The organism is Mesorhizobium subarcticum (genome assembly GCF_055456085.1).
In genome coordinates this window covers 5,981,038-6,006,844 of the sequence record NZ_CM144237.1, presented here as the reverse complement: position 1 = coordinate 6,006,844, position 25,807 = coordinate 5,981,038, and the positions used below count along the sequence as shown (strand labels likewise).

Genomic DNA, 25,807 nt, shown 5'->3' with positions numbered 1-25,807 from the left:
CAACAGCCCCTGAGACTGCCAATTTTTTCCTTTTCCCTACTGCCTTACTGCCCTATTCCCCTACTGCCCTGCGAGCGAAGCGAGTTCCCATGCCTTACGACCAGAAGAAGATTGTCGAAGCCATCCGCGCTTTCGAACGCGGCGAGATCGTCGTCGTCATGGATGATGATGGGCGCGAGAACGAAGGCGATCTGATTGTGGCGGCTGTCCACTGCACGCCCGAGAAGATGGCTTTCATCGTGCGCAACACCTCCGGTATCGTATGCACACCGATGCCGCGCGAGGAAGCCAAGCGGCTCAACCTGCAGCCGATGGTCGCCGACAATGATTCCGCGCACACCACCGCCTTCACCGTCAGCGTCGATTTCAAGCATGGCACGACAACAGGCATCTCGGCCGACGACCGAACGTTGACTGTGCGCAACCTCGCCAACGGCAATGTCGGCGCCTCCGATTTTGTCCGCCCGGGCCACATCTTCCCGCTGATCGCGCGTGAAGGCGGCGTGCTCATGCGTTCGGGCCATACCGAAGCGGCGGTCGATCTCTGCAAGCTCGCTGGCCTGCCGCCGATCGGCGTCATTTCCGAACTGGTCAATGATGACGGCACCGTCAAGCGCGGCCCGCAGGTCGCGGCCTTTGCCGAGGAGCACGGTCTCAAGCAAGTGTCGGTCGCCGACCTCATCGCCTATCGCCAGCGCAAGGAAACGCTGGTCGAGCGCGTCGCCTGTTCCGAGATCGACACGCTCGGCGGCAAGGCGCAGGTCTTCACCTACACGCTGCCCTGGGACACGATGCATCACGTCGCCGTCGTCTTTGGCGATATCCGCGATGGCGAGGACGTGCCGGTACGGCTGCATTCCGAGGATGTGGTGACCGACGTCTTCGGCACCAGCCACCGTCTCGACGGCATCATGAAGGCAATGGGCGAGCGCAAGCGCGGCGTCATCGTCTATCTCAGAGAAGGCTCGGTCGGCGTCGCGCACCAGGAGCGCAAGCGCCCGCTGAGCGGCGACCGCGAGGATCATGACGAGGCCCGCCGACGCGAGAATGAATGGCGCGAAATCGGGCTCGGCGCGCAGATCCTGAAAGATCTCGGCATTTCCTCGATCAACCTGATCGCCTCGCGCGAGCGCCATTATGTCGGCCTCGAGGGCTTTGGCATCCACATCGCCAAAACCGAGATTCTCTGAAGGGTCAATTGATCCCTTTCCCGGGAGATGACGGCATGGACGCGTCATTGCCTTTGAGCCAGCAAAGGGGACGGCTTTTGCTGCGCCGGCCAGCGGAGGCTGATCTGGATTTCCTGGTCGATCTCTTTTCGCGCTGGGAAGTTGTCGCCCATCGCCCCGATCCTGTTGCGGACACGCCTCAGCAGAGTGCTGCCAGGCTCGGCCGTGACATCGGCCATTGGGACAAGCATGGCTTTGGTCGCTGGGCGGTCGAGGCCGATGGAAAGCTCGTCGGCTTCGGTGGGGTCACCGTATCAGCGGACTTCGACGGCCTGAACCTGTCCTACCATCTTCATCCGGAGAGCTGGGGCCATGGCTATGCCACGGAACTGGTGACGCAGGCGCTGAATGCCGCATTTGGCCCTCTGCATGCCGGCCGGGTTATTGGCCTCGTCCGCGCAGCCAATCCTGCATCGCGGCGGGTGCTGGAGAAATGCGGCTTCGCCTTGGAGCAAGAGGTGATGTTGCACGGCGCGCCAACGATGCTTTTTGCGCTGGCACGACCGCGCTGGATCCGTATTTCACGTCCCGCCGCATAGAGCGGAGTGCACGGCCCCGACAGGGACCGAGCACACTATTCCGCGGGGACAGCAGCGGCTTCGCATCCCTCCAGCTCGCATTTATGGGTGGCAAGGCTGCGCTGGCCAAGCAGCACGGTGATCAGGGCAATTGTGCCTGATGCGACCGAAACCCAGAACCCGTTCTGGGACCCGAACGCATCCACCACCGCGCCGGCGACAAACGCGCCCAGCGCCATGCCGATGCCGATGCCTGTGGTCACCCAGGTGATGCCCTCGGTCAGCATTGCTTCCGGCACATGCCGTTCGATCAGGCCGAAAGCGGTGATGAAGGTCGGCGAGATCGCCACGCCGCTAAGGAACACGGTCAGTGCGAGCAGCGGCACCGAGCCGGCGGCGAGCGGCAGCAATGTGCTGAGCGCCAGAACGGCGACTGCCATGGCGAGTTGCCGCTGTAGCGGCGCCTTCAGGTTGAGCGCGCCGACCACGATGCCGAGCATGAACGATCCCAGCGCATAGACGCCGATGACGAAGCTGGCGGCACCGGGTTGGCCGAGCTCCTTGGTGAGCGCCACCGTGCTGACTTCCGTCGTCGCGAAGGTCGCGCCAACGAAGATTATGGCGAAGGTGATGATCTGCACGGGCCGCAGACGGATTGCCGAGCCGCTGGAGCCATGACCAGCCGGCCGCACTTGGGGTTCACTCGAACGCTGCAGGATGAACGCGGCCCAGCCAATGGCAAGAAACAGCGTGCTTGCCAGGACACCGGCTTCCGGAAACAGCGCAGCGCTAAGCCCTACCGAAAGCGAGGCGCCGACAATATAGACCAGTTCGTCCGCGACCGACTCGAAGGCGAATGCAGTGTTCATTTGCGGACGTCCGCGAAAGAGCTCTGTCCAGCGCGCGCGAACCATGGCTGGCATGCTGGGCATGGCGGCTGCCGCCAGCGCAGACACGAACAGCGTCCATACCGGCCAGTCCTGATTGGCCGCAACAATCAGCACCGCAAAGGCGATGAATGTAAGGAGGGTGGCGGGAACCGCAACCCGCGTCTGGCCAAGGCGGTCCACCAGCCTCGACGTTTGCGGCGAAACGAATGCGTTGCCCAGAGCGAACGTCGCCGCGACTGCACCCGCCAGCCAGTATTCGCCGCGCGTCTGCGACAGCATGGCAACGATGCCGATCGGCACCATGGCGATCGGCAGGCGGGCGATGAAGCCTGCTACCGCGAAGCCCTTGGCCCCTGGGGCACGAAAGATTTCAGCATAGGGGTTTTGCATTGTAATTCCTCGACAAAAGGCGATCCGACAATTACATACGACGCGTATGAGGATTAGATAGACTATACGCTACGTATGTCAATTGGCATACGGAGCGTATGTGAGTAGGGCCAGACGCATGCACAGACCCCGCAAGGAGATGATCGCCGAGACGCGCGCCAAGCTGATCGCCGCGGCCCGCCAGGCCTTTGGCACCATTGGCTACGCCGAAGCGGCGATGGATGATTTCACAGCATCGGCCGGGCTGACACGCGGCGCGCTCTACCATCATTTTGGTGACAAGAAGGGGCTGCTGGAGGCGGTTATCGCCGAGATCGACGCCGAGATGGCGGCTCGGGTGAACGAGGTTGCGTCGAGAGCGCCGACCCGCTGGCAACGTTTCGTCGACGAATGCACGACCTATATCGAGATGGCGCTGGAGCCGGAAATCCAGCGCATCATGTTCCGCGACGGCCCGGCCGTGCTGGGCGATCCGGCACAATGGTCGAATGCCAATGCCTGTGTCGGTTCAATGGCCGATCATCTGGCCGCGCTGCAGGGGGAAGGGGTGGTTGTCCCCGGGCTCGATCCCGAGACCGCCGCACGGCTGATCAACGGCGCGAGCAGCCAGGCATCGCAACGGATCGCCAATTCGAACGACCCCGAAGCGACGTCGAAGATGGTGGTGGCGGCGTTCAAGCAGCTGCTTGAAGGGCTGTTGAAGAAAAACAGTGGCCGCACCGACTGACAGCAAACACAGATTCCAGACCGATCCCCGGCATTTGCCGATGTTGACAATCGCCGGTCTGGGTTCATCCTCTACCTCCATCTCTGAGGGGAGATTCGGCGCATGTGGGATTTCGAGATCGGCCGGTCGGTGTCCATCATGATGCGGACCTGGCCGTTCATTGTCTTTCGCATGATCGTCTATTTCGGCATCACGCTGGCCTACATCATGGCGACCGGCACCGGCGCCTCGGTCGGCTATGGCGTCGGCCATATCTCCACAGATCCAGATGGCCCATTGTCCTTTGCCCTATGGGGCGGCGTGGTCGGTTTCGGCATCGTCTCGATCGCCGTCTACTGGATCCGCGAATACATCCTCTACGTCGTCAAGGCTGGCCATATCGCCGTCATGGTGCATCTGATTGATGGCCGGGATGTTCCCGACGGCCAGAACCAGATCGCCTATGCCAAGCAAGTTGTCACAGAGCGTTTCGCCGAGGCCAACATCCTTTTTGTCGTCGACCAGCTGGTCAAGGGCGCCATCCGTGCCATCACCGGCCTGCTTGGCGGTATCGCCGCTTTCCTGCCGATTCCGGGCCTGAGCGGCTTGGTCTCTTTCATCAACACCGTGATCCGCCTGTCGCTGACCTATGTCGACGAGATCATCCTCGGCTACAACATCCGCATCAACTCATCCTCGCCGTTTGAGACGGCGCGCCAAGGCGTCGTGCTATATGCCCAGAACGGCAAGGTCATGGTCAAGAACGCCGTCTGGCTGGCGGTCATCATGTGGGGCGTGTCGTTCGTCATCTTCCTGCTGATGCTGGCCCCGGCCGCGGCCATTCTTTTCATGATGCCCGGGCAGCTTGCCGGCTGGGCCTTCGTGCTCGCCATCGTTTTTGCCTGGGCCTTCAAGGCTGCCTTCATTGAACCCTTCGCCATCGCCTGCCTGATGCAGGTCTATTTCAAGACCATCGAGGGCCAGGTGCCAGATCCAGCCTGGGACGCCCGGCTGGCCGAGGCGTCGTCGAAGTTCAGGGAACTCAAGGACAAGGCGCTCGCCTCCTTCGGCGGCTCGCGCTGGGGCACTGCGGGCGCGACCCGCTGATCGGCGGGGAGCGCCGGCGCAACAGCAACGGTGTTGAGATGCGCCACCGCTGACTTGAGTGGTGCCTCGCCTTGCCCGCAAAAAATCTCGCTCATGATCAGTTCGGGTAGCGGCAAGCGCCGGCCCCAGCCATGTGTTTCAAGGTCTGGTTTGGGCGCGAACTCGGAGACACGGCCAACGCAGAGATAGGCGATCGGCGTCACGTGCTCGGGAATGGACAGCAGGCTTTTCAACGCTTGCGGCTCGATGATGCTGACCCAGCCGACGCCAACGCCTTCGGCGCGCGCGGCCAGCCAGAAATTCTGCACCGCGCAGACCGTGCTGTAGAGATCCATCTCCGGATTGTGCCAGCGTCCGAGCGGCGAACCCTTCGAGCGCTCGCGGTCGCAGGTGATGCAGATGTTGAGCGCGCTCTCGCAGATGCCTTCCAGCTTGAGCTTGCGGTAAAGCGCCTGTCGCTCTGCCTCGATTTCAGGCAGTTCCTGTTCGCGCGCGGCCAGAAACAGGTCACGCACCTTCTCCCGTCTGGCGGCGTCGCGGATGACGATGAAATTCCATGGCTGCATGAAGCCGACCGATGGCGCGTGATGGGCTGCGAGCAAAAGCCGCGCCAGCACCTCATCGTCGATCGCGGTTGGCAGGAAATGGCTGCGCACATCGCGCCGTGTGAACATCGCACGATAGACCGCGTCGCGCGCTGTCTGGTCGAATCCGTCGCCCATAGGAGCGGTCATGTGTTCCGGCATCGCGTGTCCCCTTGCGATTGCAATAGTTTGACATCGTCAGAGCGCACTTTGTGCGTCCAAGTGGACGCACGTTGCTCTGATGCCACCCGCCTGACCATGCGGATGACGATGCCTGCCAGGCCGGTCTTCTGGCTCGGGATCAACCCGCGTCCGGTGCCTTCCCGTCATCGACAGTGGCATTTACCGGCGCGGTCCCCCTCACAGCGTTGGGCACGCCACGGAATTCAACCGTGTTCCCGATTCTCCCGCCAGAGCATTTGCAGCCAAGTGAAATCACTTGGCGTCGCAGAATGCGGCTAAACAAACAGACCGGCGGGCACCAGGCAGTGACGGCGACCTTACGCCGAAGCGCCCGCGGCGCCAATCCCCGCAGCGACGCCAATGGACGCAGGCGTGATTTTCCCCAGCCATCAAGCCGCAACGCATGGCCATCGCAGCGCCGGGGCACTAGATAGGGAGCATGACAACCCGTCTCTACACGCACCCTATCTTCCTCGAACACCTCACGCCGCCCGGCCATCCCGAGCGGCCGGACCGCTTGCGCGCCATCGAGCGCGTCCTCGACGACGAAACCTTTGCCGCACTCGACCGCGTCAAGGCGCCGGAGGGCGATGAGGCCACCATCCTCTATGCCCATCCCGCCGATTTCGTGGCCCGCGTCCGCGCCGCCATTCCTGACGAGGGCATCGCCCGCATCGACGCCGACACCACCGCCAGCCCGAAGAGCTGGCAAGCGGTGATCACCGCGATCGGCGCCGCCAACGCGGCCGTCGACGACGTCTTTGCCGGCCGCGCCGACAATGTCTTCGTCGCCGCCCGGCCACCCGGCCACCATGCCGAGAAGAACACGGCGATGGGCTTCTGCTTTTTCAACACGGCGGCGATCGCTGCCCGCTATGCGCAGAAGAAGCATGGCGTCGAGCGCGTTGCCGTCGTCGACTGGGATGTGCATCACGGCAACGGCACGCAGGATATCTTTTGGGACGATCCCTCGGTGCTCTATTGCTCGACGCATCAGATGCCGCTTTATCCCGGCACCGGCGCGAAGAGCGAGACCGGAGCCGGCAACATCGTCAACGCGCCCTTGGCGCCGCAGACCGGCAGCGAGGTGTTTCGCGATGCCTTCCTGTCGCGCGTGTTGCCAGCACTCGACAATTTCGCGCCCGATCTGATCATCATTTCGGCCGGCTTCGATGCGCACCATCGCGATCCGCTAGCCGAGATCAATCTGACAGAGGATGATTTCGACTGGGCGACCGGTCAGCTGATGCAGCGAGCGGCCCGCCACAGCGGCAACCGGCTCGTCAGCCTGCTCGAGGGCGGCTACGATCTGCAAGGATTGGCATTTTCAGTCGCCGCTCATGTCGGGCGACTGATGAAAGGATGAATGATGGCTGCTGAGACCAACGAAGACGTCAAGGCGATGAGCTTCGAGCAGGCACTCGACGCGCTGGAGAAGATCGTCGATGATCTGGAGCGTGGCGACGTGCCGCTCGACCAGTCGATCAAGATCTATGAGCGCGGCGAGGCCCTGAAGGCGCATTGCGACCGGCTGCTGAAGGCCGCCGAGGACAAGGTCGAGAAGATCAGGCTGTCGCGCGATGGCAAGCCGGTCGGGACGGAGCCCCTCGACGCGGACTGAGGCACGGTGTTGTCTTACCGAGTTTTGGACATGATCATGATTGAGGATAGAGTTCATCCCGACTGAAACGGCTCCGGGACAAGAGGAGATACGGAAGCGATGTGCAGAAACATCAAGACCCTGTTCAATTTTGATCCGCCGGCAACCAATGACGAAGTCCGCGACGCGGCCCTTCAGTTCGTCCGCAAGCTGAGCGGAGCGACCAGGCCGTCGAAGCAGAACCAGCACGCGTTCGATCATGCCGTCGAAGCCATTGCGGCGTCGGCGCGCGAGCTGCTCGATTCGCTCGAAACCCACCAGCTTCCGCGCAATCGCGAGGAGGTGGCGGCCAAGCTGCGGGCAAAGGCGGCGATCCGCTTTGCCTGATGCGTGCAGGCGGGCATTGTCCGCTGACAAGGAGGTCTCGTGAGTTTCTTCCCCGGGAAAGACCCTGAAGCGGGCGATGCTTTCGCCAGCGACCAGATCGAGCTGATGGTCATCCCGAACGCCAAGGACATTGGCGGCTTTGAGGTGCGCCGCGCCTTGCCGACCGCCAAGAGGCGGCTGGTCGGCCCGTTCATCTTCTTCGACCGCATGGGGCCGGCGATCCTGCGGTCCGGCCAGGCGATGGATGTCCGTCCGCATCCGCATATCGGCCTGTCGACGGTGACTTATCTGTTCGACGGCAAGATCAGGCATCGCGATTCGCTCGGCACCGAAATGGTGATCCAGCCCGGCGACGTGAATTTGATGACCGCCGGCCGTGGTATCGTCCATTCCGAGCGGACGCCCGAGGAACTGCGCGGCGCGCCGATGTCGATCTCCGGCCTGCAGACATGGCTGGCCTTGCCGGACGGCAAGGAGGAAGTCGCCCCGGTGTTCGAGAACACGGCTGCCTTGCTGCTCCCCGAGATCGACGCTGAAGGCATCAGCGGCCGCGTCGTCATCGGCGATTTCCAGGGACTGCGCTCGCCGGTGCGGGCCGATACCGAGACGCTCTACGCCGACCTCAGACTGGCGCCGGGCGCCAGCGTGAAAATTCCGGCTGATGCCGAAGAGCGCGCCATCTACACGCTGGAAGGCGAGGTCGCGATTTCGGGCGACGTCTTTCCGGCCGAACGGCTGCTGGTGTTCCGGCCCGGCGACGAGATCGTCATATCGTCGCAAACCGGTGCGCATTTCATGCTGTTCGGCGGCGCCTCGCTCGGCTCGAAGCGTTACATCTGGTGGAATTTCGTATCCTCATCCAAGGAGCGCATCGAACAGGCCAAGCAAGAATGGAAGACCGGCCGCTTCGATATCGTTCCTGGAGATGAGGAAGAGTTTATTCCGCTGCCGGAAAACTAATGAATATCGCCCAAAAGCGGCCCGGTTTCGGGACCACGTTATGCACGAAAACAAGGACTTGAAAGCGCGGCCATAAGCTGTTTCGACGCGCTGTCATTTTGGGAGCAGGCCCGCGTCACCGACACGCATTTACTTTCGCCGGTCGGCGGCCTATCCCGCCGATGAACAGAAAGCCAAAGCACCCGTGAACGCAACGCCGCATACGCCGCTTCTCGACAAGGTCCGCATCCCGGCGGATTTGCGCGCGCTTGCCGAGAGTGAGCTGCCGCAACTGGCGTTCGAACTGCGCGCCGAACTGGTCGACGCCGTGTCCCGCACCGGCGGCCATCTGGGTGCTGGCCTCGGCGTGGTCGAACTTACGGTGGCGCTGCATTATGTTTTCAACACCCCGGATGACCGGCTGATCTGGGATGTCGGCCACCAGGCCTATCCACACAAGATCCTGACCGGCCGCCGCGACCGCATCCGCACACTGCGCCAGGAAGGCGGCCTGTCCGGCTTCACCCGCCGCGCCGAGAGCGAATACGATCCGTTCGGCGCCGCCCACTCCTCGACCTCGATCTCGGCCGGCCTCGGCATGGCTGCTGCCCGCGACCTCGCAGGCGGCCGCAACAATGTCATCGCCGTCATCGGCGACGGCGCCATGTCGGCCGGCATGGCCTATGAGGCGATGAACAATGCCGGTGCGCTCGATGCGCGCCTCATAGTCATCCTCAATGACAACGACATGTCGATCGCCCCGCCGACCGGCGCCATGAGCGCCTATCTGGCGCGTCTCGCCTCGGGCAAGGCCTATGCCGGCCTGCGCGATTTCGGCAAGAAACTGACATCCTATCTCGGCAAGCGCGCCGATCGTGCGATCACAAGGGCGGTCGAGCATGCGCGCGGCTACGTCACCGGCGGCACTTTGTTCGAGGAGCTCGGTTTCTATCACATCGGTCCGATCGATGGTCACAATCTGGAACATTTGATCCCGGTCCTGAAAAACGTCCGCGACAATGGCGAAGGTCCGGTGCTGATCCATGTCGTTACCCAGAAGGGCAAGGGTTATGCGCCGGCGGAAGCAGCCGCCGACAAATATCACGGCGTCAACAAGTTCGACGTCATCACCGGCGCGCAGGCCAAGGCGCCGGCCAATGCGCCGGCCTACACCAAGGTGTTCGCCGAAAGCCTGATCCAGGAAGCCCGCGAGGACGACCGCATCGTCGCCGTCACCGCCGCCATGCCGGGCGGCACCGGCCTCGACCTGTTCGGCGAAGTGTTCCCGGCTAGAACCTTCGATGTCGGCATCGCCGAGCAGCATGCTGTCACCTTTGCCGCTGGACTGGCGACCGAAGGCTACAAGCCGTTCGCGGCGATCTATTCGACCTTCCTGCAGCGTGCCTACGACCAGGTCGTCCATGACGTTGCGATCCAGAAACTGCCGGTGCGTTTCCCGATCGACCGCGCCGGCTTCGTCGGCGCTGACGGCGCCACCCATTGCGGCGCCTTTGACACCACTTTCCTCGCAAGCCTGCCGGGCTTTGTCGTGATGGCGGCAGCCGACGAGGCTGAACTGCGCCACATGGTGCGCACTGCCGCGAGCTATGATCACGGCCCGATCGCCTTCCGCTATCCGCGCGGCAATGGCGTCGGCGTCGACATGCCGGAGCGCGGGTCGGTTCTCGATATCGGCAAAGGCCGCATCGTCAGGGAAGGCAGCAAGGTAGCACTTCTGTCCTTCGGCACGCGCTTGCAGGATTGCCTTGTTGCCGCCGAGGAACTCGGCGCGGCCGGGCTTTCCACCACCGTTGCCGATGCCCGCTTCGCCAAGCCGCTCGACGAGGACCTGATCCGGCGGCTGGCCCGCTCGCACGAGGTTCTGGTGACGGTGGAGGAGGGCGCCATTGGCGGCTTCGCCAGCCACGTGCTGCAGTTCCTTGCTCATGAAGGATTGCTGGAAAGTGGCCTGAAGGTGCGTCCGCTGGTCCTGCCCGACGTCTTCAGCGACCACGCCAAGCCGGAAAAGATGTACGCCGATGCCGGCCTCGACGCCGCCGGCATCGTGCGCACCGTATTCGTTGCACTCGGGCATACAGTCCGCGCCCAGCGCGCCTGAATCAAAATCTCAACGGCTTGAATCAGTTTGCCGGCTTGATTTCGTAACGCATTGTTTACGCTGTCGTTTGGCGCTTTGCTTACCGTGTCTCTTGGCCGTTTTTCAACGGCGTCCTGCTAGATCGTGACCAGGCAGGGAGACAACAACAATGAGAACGCTTCTGTGTGGCGTGGCACTTTCAGCCGCCCTTGCAGCACCCGCGGCTGCCGAGACGCGCTATGATCGCAATCTTGAAAAGGCGGCGCAGGGCATCGTCGCCAGCAAGATGGGCGATATCCGTGGTGGCTTTTCCTACAAGCAGGTGCCGCAGCTTGTGGTTCTGCCAGATGTTGCTCCGGTGTCTGCCGTTGCGGCCGAGCATCCGGCTGTGCAAGCCTCGGGGGATAGGGACGACGGTTTGTCTCCAGCCGTCGAGCGTCAGGTGTCCCGCACCATTTTCTAGAGCAATTCCAGGAAAAGTGTGAAACGGTTTTCCGTCCGGAATTGCCTTAAACAATGAGTTAGAGCGCTTCGCCGTTTCCGTGAAACGGTGGATCTCTCTAGAACCACATATCGCGCACGCAGCGGCCATCGCGCGGCAGGTCGTCGAATGTGTCGAGGCCATCGAAATGGTCGATTGGCAGATCGGCAACGGCTTGTGGCGGCGCCAGGCGCACATTGACGGCGATGCGTGTTCGGCCGGAGGCACCGGCGCGCAAGCCGCGCCAGGCCAGCACGCAGGCACAGGTCGGACAGAAAAGGATCTCGAGCGAAGGCTCGTCTTTTCCGGTACGGGTGTAGCTGCTCACCGGTCCAACGACGCGGATACGCTCATCGACAAAGTCGTAAGCCCAGAGCGTCCCGTAGCGACGGCACAGCGTGCAGTTGCAAGCCGTGATTGGCCCGGGATCGCCCTCCAGGGTCCAGTGCGTCGCACCACAGTGGCAGGCTCCCGTCAGCATCCGGCCTCCTTCGGGTCCGAGTGTGGATGGCGCTCTTCCTCGCCATTGTGCCGGCCCACAACGGTGATCGCAAGCTATCGGGGTGCTGGCTCGGCGCAGATGTTCCGCGGTCCCGCCCATTATCCTTGCCTTCGCCGCCGGCTTTCGCCATGAAGGCCGATGAACTCGCCTCTGCCAGCCAGCACACGCCAGCGGCTCGACGACCTGCTCGTCCAGCGCGGCCTGTTTGCCAGCCGCTCGCGTGCCCGCGACGCGGTCGAGCGCGGCACGGTGACGGTTGATGGCGTCCTTGCCCGCAAGCCCGGTCAGAACGTTTCGCCGCAATGCCTCGTTGCCATCGACGACCCGGCGCAAGGTTATGTATCGCGCGCGGCGTTGAAGCTGATCGGCGGCCTCGACCATTTCGGCATCGATCCCGCCGGTCGCGAGGCGCTCGACATCGGCGCTTCGACGGGCGGTTTCACCCAGGTGCTGCTGGAACGCGGCGCCGCCCATGTCACCGCCATCGATGTCGGTCATGGCCAGATGCACCCCGATATCGGCGGTGACCCCCACGTGACCGTCATCGAGGGGCTGAACGCCCGCGATCTCACGCTCGCCGATCTGGCCGGCCGCATTCCGGATTTCATTGTTTCCGACGTCAGCTTCATCTCGCTGAAACTGGCGCTGCCGCCGGCACTTACCATTGCGAAGCCCGGTGCCGGCGCGATCTTTCTGGTCAAGCCGCAATTCGAGGCCGGCCGCGAGGCGATCGGCAAGGGCGGCCTGTTGAAAGACCCCTTCGCCGCCGCCGGTGTCGCCGGCCTGCTGCAGGATTGGCTCGACGATGTTCCCGGCTGGCGCTCGCTCGGCCTGCATCTGTCGCCGATCGAAGGCGGCGACGGCAATCGTGAATTCCTGCTCGGTGGGATCAAGGATCGATGAGCACGCGCTTCACCATCAAAAAGCTTGGCGCCCAGGGCGACGGCATTGCCGAGACCGAAAGCGGCGATTTGTTCATCCCCTTCACGCTGCCGGGGGAGACTGTCACGGCTGCTCGTGAACGCGACCGCGCCACGCTGATGGCGGTGCTGGAGGCCTCGCCGCTGCGCATCGAACCCGCCTGTCGCCATTTCACCGAATGCGGCGGCTGTGCTCTCCAGCATTTCGAGGCCGAAGCCTATCGCCAGTGGAAACGCGACAAGGTGGTGCACGCCCTGAAGAGCATCGATTGCGAGATTGGCGCATTGGTCGCCTGTGCGCCGCATACGCGCCGTCGTGTCGTACTCGCCGCCCGGCGCGCCGATACGGGCATGCTGCTCGGCTTCAACCGCCATCTGTCGCCGGAAATCATCTCCATATCCGAATGCCCGATCTCGCTGCCCGAGATTGTCGCAGCACTTGACCGGTTGAGAGCGCTCGCCGATTTGATATGCGCCACCACGAAATCGTTCCGAATGGCGGTCACGGTGACTGGATCGGGACTCGATGTCGCGGTGCACGACTCCGGCAAGCTTGGCGAACACCAGCGGCGCATCGCCTCCAATTTTGTCCTTGCGCAGGGCTTTGCCAGGCTGTCCATCGATGACGAGATCGTCATCGAGCCGAGGAAGCCCGTGGTCATGTTCGGCGGCGTCGCGGTCGCCTTGCCACCGGGCGCCTTCATGCAGGCGACCGAGGCAGCCGAACAGGCAATGGCCGAGATCGTCGGCGGACATCTCAAGCGCGCCAAGAAGGTCGCCGACCTTTTCGCCGGCTGCGGCAGCTTTACCTTTCGGCTTGCCGCGAAGTCGGAAGTCCATGCCGTGGAAGGCGATGCGGCGGCACTTTCCGCGCTCGACCGGGGCTCACGCTTCGCGACCGGTTTGAAGCGGGTGACCGGCGAACGCCGCGACCTGTTTCGCCGTCCGCTGACCTTCAAGGAGCTGAATGTCTTTGATGGCGTCGTCTTCGACCCGCCCCGCGCGGGCGCCGAGGACCAGTCGAAGCAGATTGCCCGCTCGGATGTTCCTTTCGTTGCCGCCGTATCCTGCAACCCGGTGACGCTGGCTCGCGACCTGCGCATCCTCATCGACGGTGGTTACACCGTGAAAAGCGTGACGCCGGTCGACCAGTTCCTGTGGTCGCCCCATGTCGAGGCGGTCGCTCTGCTGGAAAAACCCAGGAGAAGGCGCGGCTGAGCCAGCCAACGATCACGTTTCGTTGAGACCGGGCACGCCGGCCGCTCTCGACCGAAAGGCGCCGCAAAGCCGCCTTTTTGCACCGGCCTAGTCCGGGCTCTTGGGCGGAAGCATCGGCACTCTCACCTGACGGATGATCGTAATGCGGACGGTCTCGAAATTCCTCGCTTTCTTCCTCGCTGTCTCCATTTTTGCGTTCGGCTCGACGGCCGGGGCGCTGGCGCAAGGCGAAAAACGCCTTGCCTTCGTCATCGGCAACGCTGCCTACCCTGCGGGCGCACTGGCGACGCCGGCTAATGATGCCGGCCTGATTGCGCAGACATTGCAGGCGGCGGGGTTCGACGTGGTCGGCGCGCGCGATGTCGACCAGGAATCGCTGCGCGGCGCCTACCGCGATTTCCTCGCCAAGGTGACGGCAGCCGGTCCCGACGCGGTGGTGTTTGTCTATTTGGCAGGCCAGGGCCTGCAGTTCGAGGGCGAGAACTATTTCGTGCCGGTCGATGCCCAGATCGCCAATGCCGCCGACGTGCCGATGGCCGCCGTGCGGGTTTCCGATCTCACCAAGCCACTCGCGGCCTTGCCGAACAAGGTCAACATCGTCGTGCTCGACGCGGCGCGACCAAATTCCTTCGCGAAGTCGAACCAGCCGCTTGCCGGCGGCCTCGCACTCGTCGACCCCGACCCGAACATGCTGGTCGCCTTCAATGCCGCCCCGGGCACAGTCGCACCTGAAGGCAAAGGCTCGTATGGCGCCTATGCGCAGGCGCTTGCCGAGATGATCAGGGATGGTGGCCTGCAGCTTGGCGATGTGTTCGACCGCACGCGGCTGCGGGTCAACGAAGTGACGGATGGCGCGGAGGTTCCTTGGAACGCCTCCAAGATCACCGATCCCTTCGTCTTCTTCGACCGCGGCCCGGATGCCCCGGCGCCGCAGGTTTCAGCCGCCGAGGTGCGGACAAACCGGACCAAGGAAATCCGCGACTTCGATGCGCATGACGCCTACATCGCGGCCCTCGATCGCGACACGATGCGCGGCTACGAAGACTTCATCGTCGCCTATCCCCACGACCCGATGGCCAGGCGCGTGCGCGCCATCCTGGCGGCGCGGCGCGAGGCGATCACCTGGCGCCAGACCTGGCTCAGGGACACGCCCGAGGCCTATTGGTCTTATCTCGATCGTTATCCGCATGGCCCCCATGCCTGGGATGCTCGCCGCAGGCTCGAGCATTTCGACGCCGCCCTCGAGCCGCCGCAGGGTTTTGCCGTCTATGCCTACGACGTGCCGCCGCCGCCGCCGGAAGAAATCGTCTATGTCGACCGGCCTGTGCTCTATTTCGACGACCCCGAATTCGGCTTCGATCCGCCGCCACCGGTGGCGGTGATCTTCCTGCAGCCGCGGTCGCGCGACTTCATCGAACTGCCGCCACCGCCACCGCCGATCGGCGTCTTCCTGCTGCCGACGCCGGTGTTCGTGCCCGTGCCGGTTTGGGTGAACCCGCCGCATGACATCTTCCCGCCCCCGAACAATGTGATCTTCAACAACATCCACAACACCACGATCATCAACAACACGACGATCAACGAGAACCAGGGTGGCCTCACCACCGGCCAGAAGCTGACCGCGGGTGCGGTGGGCATCGGTGCGGCCGCATTTGCGACCAAGGTGGCGTGGCCGGCTTTCCTGCAGAAGAAGGAAGCCACGCTCGCCAAGGTCAATCCGGGCGGCTTGCCATCGAAACTGGTCAAAACGGGACAGCAGAACGGCGGCACGCCGCTGTCGAAAACGCTGCCGGCGGACAAACTGGCCGGCCACGCTCTGCCTGGTGCCGACGGCAAGACGCTGCCCCTGGTCAACGGCAAGCCGGTCCTCAACGGCCAGAATATGGCCAACGACAAATCAGGCAAGCTGTTGCGCAAGCAGGGTGTTGCGGATGCCGCGACGACCTCCAACGGCGCGGCTCCGGTAACCAATGGACAGGACAAGGGCACGAAGTTGCGCAAGCTCCCGGCCGGCGCCACGGCACCTTCCGGCAATGGGCAGAATAGCCAGCTGAAACTGAAGACCAACAATCCCGCAGTGCTCAATGGCCAGGTCGGAGCCAACGGCAAAATGAAAAAGCTCCATGGTCAGGGCGCAGGTGGCTCGGACATGACGAATGGGGCAGCCAACGGACAGGGCAAAGGACCCAAGTTCCACAAGCCACCGGCCGATGGCGGGCCAGCGGGCGGCAAGGTCTCGAACAGCAATCCGCACCGCCAGTTGAAGCTGCAAGACAAGCCGAAGGTGCAGGTGCTTTCAAAGCCGCAGAAGCCGCAGTTCCAGGCGCAGACGCACATACAGCGGCAGCCTCAGCCACAGCAAAACCAACGGCAGGTCGGCAAGAAGCCGTCTTGCGGGCATCCCAACGAGCCTGCCTGCAGGAAATAGCGCGTGTCGGGCTGCGAACGCGGCCTGGCACGGCGATACACGGCCAGATCACAACTGCGTGGTTGGGTGCGGCCAAGATTGCTCGGTCGCTTGGCTCGCTTTTACCAGTCAATGTTGGGCGGGGCGCTCAAGGGAGACATCACAATGAAGATTGCAAGCGTTCTGACGTCTATCGTCGTAGCCGGGTTTGTTATGACGGGAGCTGCCGCGGCAGCGACGACGGCAGCCACCACGACCGCGCCGGCCACGACCACCACTGTCGCCCCCGCGAAGAAGCCAAAGACGACTGCCATGACGCCGGAGAAAACCGCGATTTCGAAGCAATGTTCAGCGCTTGCCGACGCCCAGAAGCTGCACGGCAAGGCGCGCGAAAAATTCCGCGCCGAGTGCAAGAAGAACGGCGGCAAAGCCACCTGATCATCGGCTCCACGGCCAAGATGCTGCTGCCAGCCTAACCCTCGGGGCTGGCGGCAATTCCGGGAAAAGCGTGAGCCGGGTTTCTATCAGCTTCGACTTAGGGCCGGATTGAGCGCGGAAGAGGCAGCCACGGCATCTGCCATGCCGACAGCCACCGAACGCCCGCGGCGCCTGGAGCGCCACGGGTCGCCCAAGCCCTCAGTCTACGAGCTTGGCAACTTTCGAGAGGGTCTTCGGCGTACCACCACGCTGGTTGATCGACACCCAGACATTCGGATTCTGCTGCGACTGGCGTTTCAGGAAGTAATAGCCGGTCGCGTTCCAGGGCCTGATTTCGTTGACCAGATTGTCGAGGACGAGATCGCCCTTGTCGGTTTTCACCGTCAGGATGGTGTGGCCCTCATTGTCGAGGTCGCGCACGACTGTCATCAAAAGCGCCTGCCGGGGGAACCCAGCCTCCCGAAGAAGCTTGCGCTTGTAGAGCGCGTAGATCTTGCAGTCGCCCTTGCCGTCAACCGGGTAATCCCAGTGGTCTTCCATCGTGCCCCAATGCTCAAAGTTGCTGACCGGCTTGATGGAATTGTTGGCCGTCTGATTTATGCGCTTGAGGATGCGTAGGTTCTGCGCGGTCAGTTTGACACTCGCGGCTGGTAGAACGGGCCCCTTGCACTCTTTTGGCCGGCGATGGCAGAAATCGAGCCAGCCGTAGGGCACGCTGGTGCTTCCACCCACGGCGGCGGAGCGCGCTCCATCCCTGGACGATTGCGCCGATTGCGACTTGAACCATGTCGACTGCGCTGCCGCCGGACTTGCTGGCAGCGATGTCGCACCAATCAACGAAACAAAGCCAACCAGGAAAGACGAAGTCAGGGAGTGCCGCATTGTCAAAACCACCACCACAACGAGGAACTGGTGCTGCGTCCGCGCGCAAAGGCAGCCCAGGCAGTTAAAGACTTAATGATTTCCTAACGTCGATTGTGTTCACTTCAAGGTATGGCGGAGATTCAAGCCGAAAAACAAGGATCAGCCGACGCACCAGGCCAAGTTCGAGCGTCAGAGCGTCCAGACCGCTTCCTCGTCAGGCTTCCTGTACGCTGTCATATCCCGCCGCCCTCGCGGCCTTGAGGAAACTACGGTCAAAGGTTGCCAGGCCGGCGCAATGCGCTGATTTCCTCAGATGCAGCGCATCTGCGAAATCCATTCCTGCCTCCGACAGATCCAGCGCAGGAGAGACAATCGCGGCATCTTCCAGCTCCACCGTTGGTAACCCGCCGAACATCCGCAGTGTGCTGGCGATCACGGCCTGGCTATGACCGTAGGCACTGCGCAGCACCCACTCTGCCTCCAGGATTACCGTGACAGAGACAAAGACAGGCTGACCATCGATAAGCTGCCGTGCTCGCGGGGACTGATCGGGATGGTCGTTCGTCAAATACCTGACGACAACATTGGTATCAATTGCGAGCATCGCGTTGCCGTGCTTCAGCAAGGACTGCGGCGTCCATTTCCTCCAGCGTCTTCGGGGTGCCGCTGCGCGGCAGGACGCCAAAGACATCTTCCGGTCGCGTCGGGGCAAATGCCGGCGCCAATTTCAAAAGGACTCCATCGGGAGTGTCTTCGACCTCCAAGCGCGTGCCCGCGCCCCAGTCCCTCTGTTTCCGGATCGCGCTCGGCAGGATTACCTGTCCCTTGGTGGAGACGGTCGTTACAAGTTTTTCTGTTGCAGCCATCGCGCCACGCCTTCATGTAAGACAATGGTAAGATAGTCTTGTCGCGGAAGACATTCAAGCCTGCCGGATTGCATCCTCAAACCCGGGTGCCGCCGACCGTCATCTGGTTCATCCGGAGATGCGGCTGGCCGACGCCGACCGGCACGCCTTGTCCGGCCTTGCCGCACATGCCGATGCCATTGTCGAGCTTCATGTCGTTGCCGACCATCGAGACGCGGTGCATGGCATCCGGCCCATTGCCGATCAGCATCGCACCCTTGATCGGCTGCGTCACCTTGCCGTTCTCGATCATGTAGGCCTCGGTGCAGCCGAACACGAACTTGCCCGAAGTGATATCGACCTGGCCGCCACCGAAGGAGACGGCATAGATGCCGTTCTTGACCGAGGCGATGATCTCGTCGGGCTCCATGTCGCCTGAAGTCATGTAGGTGTTGGTCATGCGCGGCATCGGCTGGTGCGCGTAGCCTTCGCGACGGCCGTTACCGGTCGCCTTCATGCCCATCAGCCGGGCGTTCTGCCGGTCCTGCATGTAGCCGACCAGTCTGCCGTCCTCGATCAGCACGTTGCGGGCCGAAGGCGTGCCCTCGTCGTCGACGGTGAGTGAACCGCGCCGCTCGGGAATGGTGCCGTCATCGACGACGGTGACGCCTTTTGCGGCAACCTGCTGGCCGAGCAGGCCGGCGAAGGCGGAGGTCTTCTTGCGATTGAAATCGCCTTCCAGCCCATGGCCGACGGCTTCGTGCAGCATCACGCCAGGCCAGCCGCTGGACAGCACGATGTCGAACGTGCCTGCCGGCGCCGGAATGGCCTCGAGGTTGACCAGCGCCTGCCGGAGCGCCTCCTTGGCGGCGTGCTGCCAGGCGTCCTCGATCAGGAATTCGCCGAACGCCTTGCGTCCGCCCATGCCGTAGGAGCCGCTTTCCTGGCGGTCGCCATCGCCAACCACTACCGAGACGTTGATGCGGACCAGCGGCCTGATATCGCGCACCACCTGGCCATCGGCGCGCACGATCTCGACATGCTGCCAGGAAGCGGCGAGCGAGGCGGTCACCTGGCGCACGCGCGGATCCTGCGCACGCAGCCAGGCGTCGATTTCCTGCAGCAGCTTTGCCTTGGCCTCGAAGGAGGGGGAGGGGATCGGGTTCTCATCGCCGTAGAGATGGGTATTGGTGCGGGCCGGTGCGGCGGCAAGCGTGCCGGAATAGCCACCCTTGACGGTCGAGACAGCGGCGGCCGCGCGCAGCAGCGAAACCTCGGACAGGTCGCTCGAATGAGCGTAGCCGCTGGCTTCACCCGCAACCGCGCGCAGGCCAAAACCCTGGTCGGTGTTGAAATTGGCGGTCTTCAACCGACCATTGTCGAACATCAGCGCCTCGCTCTCGCTGTATTCGAGAAACAGTTCGCCGTCGTCGGCGCCGTTAATGGTGTCGGCGACGATCTGCTTGACGCGATCGTCTGAAATGTCGAATTGGCCGATCAGGCTGTTCATGGCGCATCCATTCGTGGGAAGAGAGCTTGTTTCCCACGATGTAGGCGCGAAGCCGCGCCGAGACAATCGTCCCGCTGCGATGCGGGAACAAATGCGATCGCCGACAGGCCGCCGGCGTCACTTCTGGTTGATGAAGTCCTTGATGTTGTTGGTCATCGAATCCCAGTTCGAGAAATCTTCCTCGAGATTGGCCTTGGTGATGCCGCCGATGAAGCTGACATCCATCTTGAAGTTGGATCCGTCGCCGGAAAACGCCTTGACCCAGCGAAATTTCTTGTTCCACTCATTAGCCTGATCGGCCGTGAAGGCATCGGTGTAGCCCGAGGAAAACTGGATCGATTTGCACTTCTCGTGGTTTTCGCAGCCATAGAAGTAGATGACATATTTCATGCCTTCGAGCCGGCCGGAGACCATGGGGTCGCCACCGTCGTCCTTGTCCAGCTTGGCCGAGCCATAACCCTTGGCAATGTCGAGAATTGCCGCCGGATCAGGTGCCGTGATGATTTCGGGATTGTCAGCCCAAGCGACAGAAACCGCGCCAGTCGAAATCAGACCCGCGGATAGAAGCAAAGAAAACGAGCGCATGATGATCCCCACCGCCAAAAACCCGCATCTTGCGGGAATTGTGCGCCAGGATCGAGTTTTCCGCAAGCGTCCTGACGTCAGGGCAGGGCGGCGAAACCGTCGGCGAAGCCCTTGAGGTCAACGGGAATGCCGATGCCTTCTTCCGGCGTCTGGAAGACGATGAAGGTGGCCGACGTGCCGGTTTTCAGCGTGTCGAGCAATGGCTTTTCGAGGATCACCTCTGCATAGCAGCCGTCCTGGAAGCAGCGCACGAAATAGGCGCGGCCGATGTCCTTGCCGTCGACATTGAGGCCAAGCCCGTTGGGCAGGAGCACGCCGAGCGGCGCCAGCACGCGCAGAATCTCGGCCTTGTTGTCGGCGGTCCGCAGCACGACGACCGACAGCCCCATCTCCGGGCGGTCCTCGGCGACGACATTCTGCATCATCACGCATTGTTCAGAGGTGGCACCGGCGGGCGTGTCGCAGATGATCGACCAGGCACCATGCGTCGAGCGCACCGTGCCGCTCGGCTGCGCGGCATTGGCCTGACTGGCGACAGACAGGCCGGCCGCGGACAGGGCAACGACAAAAATGGCTTTCGCCAAGGCGCTCGAAAGCCCCAGTCTCGTACGCCCCAGTCTAGAAAGCCAAGAGTTCATGACGGCTCCATTGCGAATCACGGCACTTTAAGCCGCGCCAATGCCAAGTAAAGGACGAGACCGCGGCCGAACTGTCCCGAAACAGGCAATACGGCGCTTTTTCCCTGCCAAATTCGCCTGAATTACGACGCTGCGCCCACCCCGCCGGCGTGAGGCGGGTAGCTTGCCGGACATACGCGATTCGCAGCCTTCGCCGCCGCCTCGGAAGAGCCGTGCCAGCTTGCGCGCAAAAATGCCGCACAGTTTCCTCCGCTCCTTTCTTGCGGAGGGAAAAAGAGTATGGTTTGAACCACCTTGAGACTGTCGGGATTCCCGTCCCGGCATTGTTCGTATTCTCGCGGGCACGTTCGCGAGAAACTGGGAGACGAAGAGGGCGATGAGAAAATTCCTAGCAAACGCCAAGTTTCTAGCCAGTGCTGGGGCTGCCACCGCGTTTTTCGCCGGCACATCCGCCCATGCTGATCAGCCCGTGCCGTGGGAGACTAGCTTCCAGGCGCCGGCGACCGACATGATGCGGCAGATCGAGAGCTTCGGGAACTACACGATGTGGTTTGTCGTTCCGATCACCCTGTTGGTGCTGTTTCTTCTCGCCTATTGCATCTTCCGGTTTCGGGCGAGCGCCAATCCGGTGCCCGCCAAAACCAGCCACAACACGCTGATCGAAGTGATCTGGACGGTGGGACCGGTCGTCATCCTGCTTTTCATCGCCATTCCTTCGTTCAAGCTCCTGACCGCGCAATATACGCCGGGGGAAGAGCCGAAGCTCACCGTCAAGGCGACCGGCAACCAGTGGAACTGGGACTACGAGTACCAGACGGACAACACGCTCACCTTCAATTCGGCCATTCTTCAGGATGGCGATCGCGCCAAGGCCGGCAAGGAAGACCGCAAGGTTTATCCACGCCTGCTCGCGGTTGATAACGAGCTGGTGGTGCCGGTCAACACGATGACGCGCGTGCTCGTCACCGCGACCGACGTGATCCATTCCTTTGCCATGCCGTCCTTTGGCATCAAGATGGACGCCGTTCCGGGGCGCACCAACGAAACCTGGTTCAAGGCGGAGAAGGAAGGCCTCTATTACGGTCAGTGCTCGCAGCTCTGCGGCAAGGACCACGCCTTCATGCCGATCGCCATTCGTGTCGTATCCGACACGCAGTTCAAGACCTGGCTGGCTGCGGCCAAGACCGATCTGCCAGGCGCCAACAAGACGCTCATGGCCGAAGTCGACGGCCAGAACAAGGTAGCGGCCGCCGGCAATTGATGTCGCGGGTTAGCAAGATTTAGGGAACGGAGCGGAACATGGCAGACGCTGCAGCTCACGACGGGCACGACCACAAGCCGTATCACGGCTGGGTGCGCTGGGTCTATTCGACCAACCACAAGGATATCGGCACGCTCTACCTGATCTTTGCGATCATGGCCGGTATCATCGGCGGTGCGCTGTCCGTTGCCATCCGCATGGAACTGCAGGAGCCCGGCATCCAGATCTTCAGCGGCTTGGCGCAGATGGTCTACGGCATGAACGGTGATGCCGCGATCGATGGCGGCAAGAGCATGTACAATGCCTTTGCCACCGCGCATGCGCTGATCATGATCTTCTTCATGGTCATGCCGGCGCTGATCGGTGGTTTTGCCAACTGGATGGTGCCGATCATGATCGGCGCCCCTGACATGGCATTCCCGCGCATGAACAACATCTCGTTCTGGCTGCTGCCGCCGGCTTTCATCCTGCTGCTCACCTCGATGTTCATGCCGAGCGCGCCGGGCGCCTATGGCGTCGGTGGCGGCTGGACGCTCTATCCGCCGCTGTCGACCTCGGGTCAGCCCGGACCGGCGATGGATCTGGCGATCCTGTCGATCCACATTGCCGGTGCCTCGTCGATCCTCGGCGCCATCAACTTCATCACCACCATCTTCAATATGCGCGCCCCCGGCATGACGCTGCACAAGATGCCGCTGTTTGCCTGGTCGGTGCTGGTCACCGCCTTCCTGCTGCTCTTGTCATTGCCGGTTCTGGCCGGCGGCATCACCATGCTGCTCACCGACCGCAATTTCGGCACCACGTTCTTTGCGCCTGATGGCGGCGGCGACCCGATCCTGTTCCAGCACCTGTTCTGGTTCTTCGGTCACCCGGAAGTGTACATCCTGATCCTGCCGGGCTTCGGCATCATCAGCCATGTCATCTCGACCTTCTCGAAGAAGCCGGTGTTCGGCTATCTCGGCATGGCCTACGCCATGGTCGCGATCGGTGCCGTCGGCTTCATCGTCTGGGCGCACCACATGTACACGACCGGCCTGTCGCTCGACACGCAGCGCTATTTCGTCTTCGCCACCATGGTCATCGCGGTGCCGACGGGCGTGAAGATCTTCTCGTGGATCGCGACGATGTGGGGCGGATCGATCTCGTTCAAGACGCCGATGCTGTGGGCGCTGGGCTTCATCTTCCTGTTCACCATCGGCGGCGTCACCGGCGTTCAGCTCGCCAATGCCGGCCTCGACCGCTCGCTGCATGACACCTATTTCGTCATCGCCCACTTCCACTACGTGCTGTCGCTGGGCGCGGTGTTCGCCATCTTCGCCGGCTGGTACTACTGGTTCCCCAAGATGACCGGCTACATGTACTCGCCTGTCATCGCCAACACCCACTTCTGGGTCACCTTCGTCGGCGTCAACCTGATCTTCTTCCCGCAGCATTTCCTCGGCCTCGCCGGCATGCCTCGCCGCACCATCGACTATCCGGACGCGTTTGCCGGCTGGAATTACGTGTCGTCCATTGGCTCCTACATCTCGGCCGTCGGCGTGTTGATCTTCCTTTACTGCGTGTTCGAAGCCTTCCGGAAGAAGCGGATCGCCGGCGCCAATCCGTGGGGCGAGGGCGCAACGACGCTGGAATGGCAGCTGCCTTCGCCGCCGCCTTTCCACCAGTGGGAGCAGCTGCCGAAGATCAAGTAAGGCGGCAGCCTGCACGAAATCGAAACCGCCGGTTCGCCGGCGGTTTTGGCCAAACGGAATTATGGGACTTGAGTACGCATGGCCCTAGTCGACGAAACCAGTATTGACGAAGCGGGCTTCCGCATGTCGGAAGCGACGGCGGGCGATTTCTTCGCCCTGCTGAAGCCACGCGTCATGTCGCTGGTGGTGTTCACCGCCTTCGTCGGGCTGGTCGCGGCACCCGTGACGATCAATCCGCTGCTGGCGGTGATCGCCATCCTGGCTATTGCCATTGGCGCCGGCGCCTCGGGCGCGCTTAACATGTGGTACGACGCCGACATCGACGCGGTGATGACCAGGACGGCCAGCCGTCCAGTTCCGTCCGGCCGTATCCAGCCGCACGAGGCGCTGACCTTCGGCCTGGTGCTTTCCGTCCTGTCTGTGATGACGCTCGGCGTGCTGGTCAACTGGCTCTCCGCGACGCTGCTGGCCTTCACCATCTTCTTCTATGCCGTCGTCTACACGATGTGGCTGAAGCGCTGGACGCCGCAGAACATCGTTATTGGTGGCGCGGCCGGCGCCATCCCGCCGGTTATCGGCTGGGCCGCGGTGACCGGGTCGGTCAGCCTCGAGAGCATCGTCCTGTTCCTGATCATCTTCCTCTGGACGCCACCGCATTTCTGGGCACTGGCACTGTTCAAGTCCGAGGATTATGCCCGAGCCGGTATCCCGATGATGCCGAATGTTGCCGGCCAGGCGTCGACTCGCCGCCAGATCTTCGCCTATGCGCTGGTCCTGGCCCCAGTCGGTGTGCTGCCTTGGGTGCTCGGCTACACCACGCAGGTCTACGGCGTGGCCGCCGTGCTGCTGGGTGTTGGCTTTGTCTGGTATGCATGGAAAGTGCTCGGCATGGCCGACGATGATCGCGTCATGAAGCCGGCCAAGGCACTATTTGCTTATTCGCTGCTCTATCTCTTCGCCATCTTCGCTGCCTACCTGGCCGACAGCGTCGTCGAACGTGCACTTGCCATGGGTTGGGCATGACCATGGTCGAGGAAAAGCTTGAGACGGTCACGCTGACCGATCGTCAGAAGAAAGCCCAGCGCAGCCGGTCCATCGCCATAGGCTTGGCGCTGGCCGCGCTGGTCGTCATTTTCTACATCGCCACGATTATCAAGTTCGGCCACAATCTGGGCACGATGTGATGAGCGTCGAGATGTCCAAAAAGCCGGCCGGCAAGAACAGCAACGTCATCGTCGCGGCGGTCTGTCTTGCCTTCTTCACCGGCATGATCGGCATGGCCTATGCGGCCGTGCCGCTCTACAAGATGTTCTGCCAGGCGACCGGTTATGGCGGCACGACGCAACGCGCCGAGAAGCAATATGCCGGCCGCGTGCTGGACCGTGAGATCACCGTCCGCTTCGACGCCAATATTGCCGGCGTGCCGTGGGAGTTCCAGCCGGTCCAGCGCTCGATGACGATGAAGATCGGCGAGACGGTGCAGGCGCATTACCAGGCGACCAACAAGTTCGATCGCCCCGTTACCGGACGCGCCACCTTCAACGTGCAGCCGGAATTGGCGGGGCCATACTTCAACAAGGTCGAGTGCTTCTGCTTCACCGACACCTCGCTGAAGCCCGGCGAGACGCTGGACATGCCGGTCCTCTTCTACGTGGACCCCGATATCGTGAATGTGCCGGAACTGAAGGACGTGAAGACGATCACCCTGTCCTATACGATGTTCCCCGTAGAGAAGACCAAGCCGGTCGCCTCCTCGGAGCCGGTTCCGGGCAACGGCAAGACAATTTCCAATACCGAAGCAAATCTCGGGGGTTGA

The 25,807-nt window shown here is 62.5% G+C and carries 27 protein-coding genes, 1 pseudogene and 1 riboswitch; of the genes and pseudogenes, 19 read left to right on the top strand and 9 right to left on the bottom strand.

The features are described from left to right. Nucleotides 1–89 precede the first annotated feature (89 nt). Together ribB and ACZYHG_RS29455 are read left to right on the top strand one after the other, a co-directional pair. The gene (ribB, locus tag ACZYHG_RS29460) at nt 90–1,190 is read left to right on the top strand and encodes a 3,4-dihydroxy-2-butanone-4-phosphate synthase (protein WP_464611563.1); all 1,101 of its coding nucleotides are present in this window, start codon (nt 90–92) and stop codon (nt 1,188–1,190) included. 35 nt (nt 1,191–1,225) lie between these two features. Continuing rightward, entirely contained in the window at nt 1,226–1,768 is a 543-nt protein-coding gene (locus ACZYHG_RS29455) for a GNAT family N-acetyltransferase (RefSeq protein WP_464611562.1), read from the top strand. A gap of 35 nt (nt 1,769–1,803) precedes the next feature. On the opposite strand, the gene ACZYHG_RS29450 is transcribed toward ACZYHG_RS29455, so the two are convergent. Next, on the bottom strand, nt 1,804–3,027 hold the full coding sequence (locus ACZYHG_RS29450; RefSeq protein WP_464611561.1) for an MFS transporter: 1,224 nt from the start codon (nt 3,025–3,027) through the stop codon (nt 1,804–1,806). A 118-nt stretch (nt 3,028–3,145) separates the two neighbouring features. Here ACZYHG_RS29450 and ACZYHG_RS29445 point away from each other — a divergent pair, with 118 nt between their 5' ends. Both ACZYHG_RS29445 and ACZYHG_RS29440 read left to right on the top strand, forming a co-directional pair. Beyond that, entirely contained in the window at nt 3,146–3,754 is a 609-nt protein-coding gene (locus tag ACZYHG_RS29445; protein ID WP_464611560.1) for a TetR/AcrR family transcriptional regulator, read from the top strand. A 102-nt stretch (nt 3,755–3,856) separates the two neighbouring features. Then, complete coding sequence (locus ACZYHG_RS29440) at nt 3,857–4,840, top strand: hypothetical protein (protein ID WP_027034212.1); 984 nt, start codon at nt 3,857–3,859, stop codon at nt 4,838–4,840. Between the two features lie 164 nt (nt 4,841–5,004). On the opposite strand, the pseudogene bluB reads toward ACZYHG_RS29440, so the two are convergent. Then, nucleotides 5,005–5,514 (bottom strand): annotated as a pseudogene (bluB, locus tag ACZYHG_RS29435) (5,6-dimethylbenzimidazole synthase); the annotation flags it as partial. A 173-nt stretch (nt 5,515–5,687) separates the two neighbouring features. Next, nucleotides 5,688–5,869: riboswitch (cobalamin riboswitch) on the bottom strand. Between the two features lie 177 nt (nt 5,870–6,046). On the opposite strand from bluB, the gene ACZYHG_RS29430 reads away from it, so the two are divergent. From ACZYHG_RS29430 to ACZYHG_RS29405, 6 genes are all read left to right on the top strand, one after another. Then, nucleotides 6,047–6,973, top strand: a complete 927-nt coding sequence (locus ACZYHG_RS29430) for a histone deacetylase family protein (protein ID WP_464611559.1) — start codon at nt 6,047–6,049, stop codon at nt 6,971–6,973. A 3-nt stretch (nt 6,974–6,976) separates the two neighbouring features. Then, entirely contained in the window at nt 6,977–7,228 is a 252-nt protein-coding gene (locus ACZYHG_RS29425; RefSeq protein WP_027034215.1) for an exodeoxyribonuclease VII small subunit, read from the top strand. 99 nt (nt 7,229–7,327) lie between these two features. Continuing rightward, entirely contained in the window at nt 7,328–7,594 is a 267-nt protein-coding gene (locus tag ACZYHG_RS29420) for a DUF2277 domain-containing protein (protein WP_464611558.1), read from the top strand. A 39-nt stretch (nt 7,595–7,633) separates the two neighbouring features. Beyond that, complete coding sequence (locus tag ACZYHG_RS29415) at nt 7,634–8,554, top strand: pirin family protein (protein ID WP_464611557.1); 921 nt, start codon at nt 7,634–7,636, stop codon at nt 8,552–8,554. 184 nt (nt 8,555–8,738) lie between these two features. Beyond that, complete coding sequence (gene dxs / locus ACZYHG_RS29410) at nt 8,739–10,652, top strand: 1-deoxy-D-xylulose-5-phosphate synthase (RefSeq protein ID WP_464611556.1); 1,914 nt, start codon at nt 8,739–8,741, stop codon at nt 10,650–10,652. A 148-nt stretch (nt 10,653–10,800) separates the two neighbouring features. Then, complete coding sequence (locus ACZYHG_RS29405) at nt 10,801–11,094, top strand: hypothetical protein (protein ID WP_464611555.1); 294 nt, start codon at nt 10,801–10,803, stop codon at nt 11,092–11,094. A 97-nt stretch (nt 11,095–11,191) separates the two neighbouring features. Here the strand turns inward: ACZYHG_RS29405 and ACZYHG_RS29400 are convergent, their stop codons facing one another. Further along, nucleotides 11,192–11,593, bottom strand: a complete 402-nt coding sequence (locus ACZYHG_RS29400; RefSeq protein ID WP_464611554.1) for a GFA family protein — start codon at nt 11,591–11,593, stop codon at nt 11,192–11,194. A gap of 159 nt (nt 11,594–11,752) precedes the next feature. On the opposite strand from ACZYHG_RS29400, the gene ACZYHG_RS29395 reads away from it, so the two are divergent. The 4 genes from ACZYHG_RS29395 to ACZYHG_RS29380 all read left to right on the top strand — a co-directional run bounded on the left by ACZYHG_RS29395 (nt 11,753) and on the right by ACZYHG_RS29380 (nt 16,597). Then, nucleotides 11,753–12,517 carry a TlyA family RNA methyltransferase gene (locus ACZYHG_RS29395; RefSeq protein WP_464611553.1) on the top strand — a complete coding sequence of 255 codons (765 nt, stop codon included), beginning with the start codon at nt 11,753–11,755 and terminating at the stop codon, nt 12,515–12,517. Beyond that, on the top strand, nt 12,514–13,752 hold the full coding sequence (locus tag ACZYHG_RS29390; protein WP_464611552.1) for a class I SAM-dependent RNA methyltransferase: 1,239 nt from the start codon (nt 12,514–12,516) through the stop codon (nt 13,750–13,752). Before ACZYHG_RS29395 ends, ACZYHG_RS29390 begins: the two co-directional genes overlap by 4 nt. Nucleotides 13,753–13,885: 133 nt before the next feature. Next, nucleotides 13,886–16,180 (top strand): caspase family protein, encoded by a 2,295-nt coding sequence (locus ACZYHG_RS29385; RefSeq protein WP_464611551.1) that lies wholly within the window; start codon nt 13,886–13,888, stop codon nt 16,178–16,180. Between the two features lie 144 nt (nt 16,181–16,324). Then, nucleotides 16,325–16,597, top strand: coding sequence for a PsiF family protein (locus tag ACZYHG_RS29380; protein ID WP_464611550.1), 273 nt, complete (start codon nt 16,325–16,327; stop codon nt 16,595–16,597). A gap of 198 nt (nt 16,598–16,795) precedes the next feature. Here ACZYHG_RS29380 and ACZYHG_RS29375 read toward each other — a convergent pair whose 3' ends face one another. The 6 genes from ACZYHG_RS29375 to ACZYHG_RS29350 form a co-directional block, all read right to left on the bottom strand. Continuing rightward, the gene (locus ACZYHG_RS29375; RefSeq protein WP_464611549.1) at nt 16,796–17,479 is read right to left on the bottom strand and encodes a transglutaminase-like cysteine peptidase; all 684 of its coding nucleotides are present in this window, start codon (nt 17,477–17,479) and stop codon (nt 16,796–16,798) included. 196 nt (nt 17,480–17,675) lie between these two features. Then, nucleotides 17,676–18,065 (bottom strand): type II toxin-antitoxin system VapC family toxin, encoded by a 390-nt coding sequence (locus ACZYHG_RS29370; protein ID WP_464614817.1) that lies wholly within the window; start codon nt 18,063–18,065, stop codon nt 17,676–17,678. Beyond that, a complete protein-coding gene (locus ACZYHG_RS29365; RefSeq protein WP_464611548.1) occupies nt 18,052–18,327 on the bottom strand; it encodes an AbrB/MazE/SpoVT family DNA-binding domain-containing protein in 276 nt (91 codons plus the stop codon). Before ACZYHG_RS29365 ends, ACZYHG_RS29370 begins: the two co-directional genes overlap by 14 nt. Before the next feature lie 76 nt (nt 18,328–18,403). Next, a complete protein-coding gene (tldD, locus tag ACZYHG_RS29360; RefSeq protein ID WP_464611547.1) occupies nt 18,404–19,816 on the bottom strand; it encodes a metalloprotease TldD in 1,413 nt (470 codons plus the stop codon). 117 nt (nt 19,817–19,933) lie between these two features. Next, complete coding sequence (locus tag ACZYHG_RS29355) at nt 19,934–20,401, bottom strand: YbjN domain-containing protein (protein ID WP_464611546.1); 468 nt, start codon at nt 20,399–20,401, stop codon at nt 19,934–19,936. A 77-nt stretch (nt 20,402–20,478) separates the two neighbouring features. After that, nucleotides 20,479–21,039 carry an invasion associated locus B family protein gene (locus tag ACZYHG_RS29350; RefSeq protein WP_464611545.1) on the bottom strand — a complete coding sequence of 187 codons (561 nt, stop codon included), beginning with the start codon at nt 21,037–21,039 and terminating at the stop codon, nt 20,479–20,481. A 376-nt stretch (nt 21,040–21,415) separates the two neighbouring features. Here ACZYHG_RS29350 and coxB point away from each other — a divergent pair, with 376 nt between their 5' ends. From coxB to ACZYHG_RS29325, 5 genes are all read left to right on the top strand, one after another. After that, the gene (gene coxB / locus ACZYHG_RS29345; RefSeq protein ID WP_464611544.1) at nt 21,416–22,300 is read left to right on the top strand and encodes a cytochrome c oxidase subunit II; all 885 of its coding nucleotides are present in this window, start codon (nt 21,416–21,418) and stop codon (nt 22,298–22,300) included. Between the two features lie 38 nt (nt 22,301–22,338). Beyond that, nucleotides 22,339–23,991 carry a cytochrome c oxidase subunit I gene (gene ctaD / locus ACZYHG_RS29340; protein WP_027034230.1) on the top strand — a complete coding sequence of 551 codons (1,653 nt, stop codon included), beginning with the start codon at nt 22,339–22,341 and terminating at the stop codon, nt 23,989–23,991. Between the two features lie 78 nt (nt 23,992–24,069). Beyond that, nucleotides 24,070–25,014, top strand: coding sequence for a heme o synthase (locus ACZYHG_RS29335; RefSeq protein ID WP_464611543.1), 945 nt, complete (start codon nt 24,070–24,072; stop codon nt 25,012–25,014). Further along, nucleotides 25,011–25,175, top strand: a complete 165-nt coding sequence (locus ACZYHG_RS29330; protein WP_464611542.1) for a hypothetical protein — start codon at nt 25,011–25,013, stop codon at nt 25,173–25,175. Before ACZYHG_RS29335 ends, ACZYHG_RS29330 begins: the two co-directional genes overlap by 4 nt. Next, complete coding sequence (locus ACZYHG_RS29325; RefSeq protein WP_464611541.1) at nt 25,175–25,807, top strand: cytochrome c oxidase assembly protein; 633 nt, start codon at nt 25,175–25,177, stop codon at nt 25,805–25,807. The genes ACZYHG_RS29330 and ACZYHG_RS29325 overlap by 1 nt, the downstream gene beginning before the upstream one ends.